Here is a 3,301-nt window from a genome sequence, read left to right on the forward strand (position 1 = left end):
AAGATTTTCTCTTAGAACAGTTAAAGGATCATGACGAGGCTGTTGCCTATCTAAATGCTGCTTTAGAAGAAAGCCTGAAGGGCGACGAAGAGTCGCAACAAGTTTTTTTGATCGCTCTTCGCAATGTAGCGGAAGCACAAGGTGGGATTGGAGCTTTAGCCAAAAAAGCGCATATTGGCCGTGAAAGCCTTTACAAAACACTTTCAGACGTTGGAAACCCTAAATGGCATACCTTGGTTTCTTTGTGTATGGCTATGGGATTAAATTTAAGATTAACTTAATTATTGAAGGGAAAGCTATGGCTAAAAAATTTAGCTGATGTGCTCAACAGTGATTATAGACGATTTTTTATAGGGATCAGCTTACTGGAATATAGGTTGCTAAGAAATAACAATTAGAGATAACTCAAATATTCCTCTTATTCTTTGCAAGAAAAAATCAAGAATCAGAGCAAATGTGATAAGAGATCTTCAAAAACTCATGAGCGATGAGGCAAATAAATGGATATACAAGGAAGCCAAGGAAGCGAGACATTATTTCTAACGGAAAATGGCCCATTGCTACCCTTAATTTTAATAGCGGTAGGCATTTTACTGATCATTTTTCCCTATTGGTTTATTTTTTCCAAAGCTGGTTTTTCTAAATGGTTGAGCCTTCTAATGATTGTTCCTGGTCTGAATTTTATATTATTGTATTTTATAGCCCTTTCTAAATGGCCTGCTTTGAAAAAGAACGACTAAGAAGGCGTTTACACGGATGGGAAATTCCAGAATCTATCTAATGAACCAGAAGTTTGTTTTAGATTGATCCCATCAATTTCAAAACGATGAATATATTTTGTTTGATAAAAACTCATTCTTTTAATAGCCTTAATAACTTAAAAAGTCTGATAATATCAACTGTTAAATACATTTCTTTATCTACTCATTCCGCTCACTTCGAATTTAATTTCTCATTCTCGACACATTACTAAACCTTATTTTGGCCGCTTTTTTGCTATCAATAGACGTGAATATAGACGTTGGCTGCACAAGCGAAAATTAAAGTTAATTTGCAGGATTAGCGCACTTGAGGCTTTAGTAGCTTTGCAGCATTTCGATTTGAAATCTTTGCGTTAAGCTCATTAACCAAGGACTAGTGTACTTGATAGCTTCGATAACTTTATAGTATTTAGTTCTGAGCTATTGCTACGATTTTACTGATGTTGGGCTAACCCTTTTGACATCCCCAGGACTTTGCAATATATTTACATTTGCATAGGTTTCTAAAAGTCAATAATTCTAGATTAATACGTTTTAAAACTTTAGATCTCTTGTAGCCCGTTTATTTAGTTATCATATAGCCTCGTAGAATTAAGGCATCTTTAGATTAAAAACTAAAAATTTTATATCTAAGCTCAATTGACTCTTACTTAATTTTTAATCGCTCCCCATTAATAAAATGAAACTTTCTCTTCAAATGTGGCTGCCTATTTTAACTTATTAATATTGCATAATTTTTATCTATCCATCATATTATTAAAATAGCTATAAATAAAAATTTATTTTTCTCATTTGGACGGTCATTTTGATTCCTAATACATGGTTAAATACTAGCTATCTTTCCAATACAACGGCTCCATCTTACTATCCCCCTCAAGATATTAACGATCACCTTGAGAATGAGAATAATGCCTTAGATAATTCTTTGCCTAATCTAGAAGAAACTAGTGCGTCAACGATTCCAGTTCCCGCTCTTTCACCTTCATCTGAAGAAATTCAACTAAGCTTTCAAGAGGGAACTTCTCTGACCATTTCTCACTCTCAGCTAGCTTTGTTAAGGGAAAAATCACACTACTTTAACAATCTGTGGTCGGGGCAATTTCAAGAAACCCTGCAACATCCTCTCGATTTAACACAAAAAGACTTTACGCTTTTGCTCAATTGCCTAGAGAATCCTAAGTTTAAAATTCCCTTGGAAAAGATCTCTTCTTCTATTCAACTCGCCGATTATTATGGACTAACAGAAGTGGTGAAACATTTAGAAGAACAGCTGATAGATGGGTACAAATCACAAAGTATTGGCCCCTTTAACTCCACTGAAGAAAGTTTAGTCAGATTAAAAGAACTTTTAAATTCTGCGCAGCACTATCAATTAAACACTTTGAAAAACTATTTAGAATTGACCGTTGTGAGCGAATTGTTAAACCAGACTTCTCAGTTAGCGGAGTTTGAAAGAATTATAAATCATTTCTCAAAAAAGATAGAGGAACTTAATTTTTCAAATCAGGCTTATTTAACAAATGCCCAGCTTTTAGCATTAAAAGATTGTAAAAAATTAAAAGTGCTTCATTTAGAGGCATGTCAGGCCCTCACTGATGATGGTTTGAAGCATTTGAAACCCTTAACGGCTTTGCAGCATCTAAATCTAAGCAGGTGCTATAAACTCACCGATGCAGGATTAGCCCATTTGACACCTTTAACGAGTTTGCAGCATTTAGAATTAAGCGATTGCAGGAATCTCACCGATGCAGGATTAGCTCATTTGACACCCTTAACGGCTTTGCAGCATCTAAATCTAAGTAGATGCAAAAATCTCACCGATGCAGGATTAGCCCATTTGACACCTTTAACGAGTTTGCAGCATTTAGAATTAAGCGATTGCAGGAATCTCACCGATGCAGGATTAGCTCATTTGACACCCTTAACGGCTTTGCAGCATCTAAATCTAAGTAGATGCAAAAATCTCACCGATGCAGGATTAGCCCATTTGACACCTTTAACGAGTTTGCAGCATTTAGAATTAAGCGATTGCAGGAATCTCACCGATGCAGGATTAGCTCATTTGACACCCTTAACGGCTTTGCAGCATCTAAATCTAAGCTTTTGCGATAAACTCACCGATGCAGGATTAGTCCATTTGAAACTCTTAACGGCTTTGCAGCATCTAAATCTGAATGCGTACTATAATCTCACGGACGATGGATTAGCCCATTTAACACCTTTAACGAGTTTGCAGCATCTAGATTTAAGCGGATGTGAAAATCTCACCGATGATGGTTTGGTGCATTTAACACCCTTAACGGCTTTGCAGCATTTAAATCTAAGCTATTGCTGGAAACTTACCAATGCAGGGTTAGCGCATTTAACACCTTTAATGAGTTTGCAGCATCTAAGTATAAGTGGTTGTCGGAATCTTACCAAATGCAGGGTTAGCGCATTTAACAGCTCTGCAGGATTTAGTATTGTTTAACGAATCATTTTTTTAGTTTGGCTTGCAGCATTCTTTCTCGTATAAATCCATGATAGCATCGCAGGCAATG

Annotated in this window: 2 protein-coding genes and 1 pseudogene; all 3 read left to right on the forward strand. The window is 36.1% G+C overall.

Annotation, left to right across the window (positions count from 1 at the left end; translation table 11 throughout):
• A partial coding sequence (locus tag TY19_RS07885) for an addiction module antidote protein (RefSeq protein ID WP_042281625.1) occupies nt 1–281 on the forward strand: 281 nt, incomplete at its 5' end.
• 219 nt (nt 282–500) lie between these two features.
• Nucleotides 501–740, forward strand: coding sequence for a hypothetical protein (locus TY19_RS07890; RefSeq protein ID WP_226988474.1), 240 nt, complete (start codon nt 501–503; stop codon nt 738–740).
• A gap of 823 nt (nt 741–1,563) precedes the next feature.
• Nucleotides 1,564–3,247, forward strand: a pseudogene (locus TY19_RS07895) (leucine-rich repeat domain-containing protein).
• The last annotated feature ends 54 nt before the right edge of the window (nt 3,248–3,301 follow it).

It is taken from the genome of Candidatus Protochlamydia sp. R18, assembly GCF_000648255.1.
Taxonomy (GTDB): Bacteria; Chlamydiota; Chlamydiia; order Chlamydiales; family Parachlamydiaceae; genus Protochlamydia; species Protochlamydia amoebophila.

What these genes read in the sequence shown, in the direction of transcription:
- TY19_RS07890 (WP_226988474.1), top strand. Translation starts at nt 501, where the DNA reads ATGGATATACAAGGAAGCCAAGGAAGCGAGACATTATTTCTAACGGAA.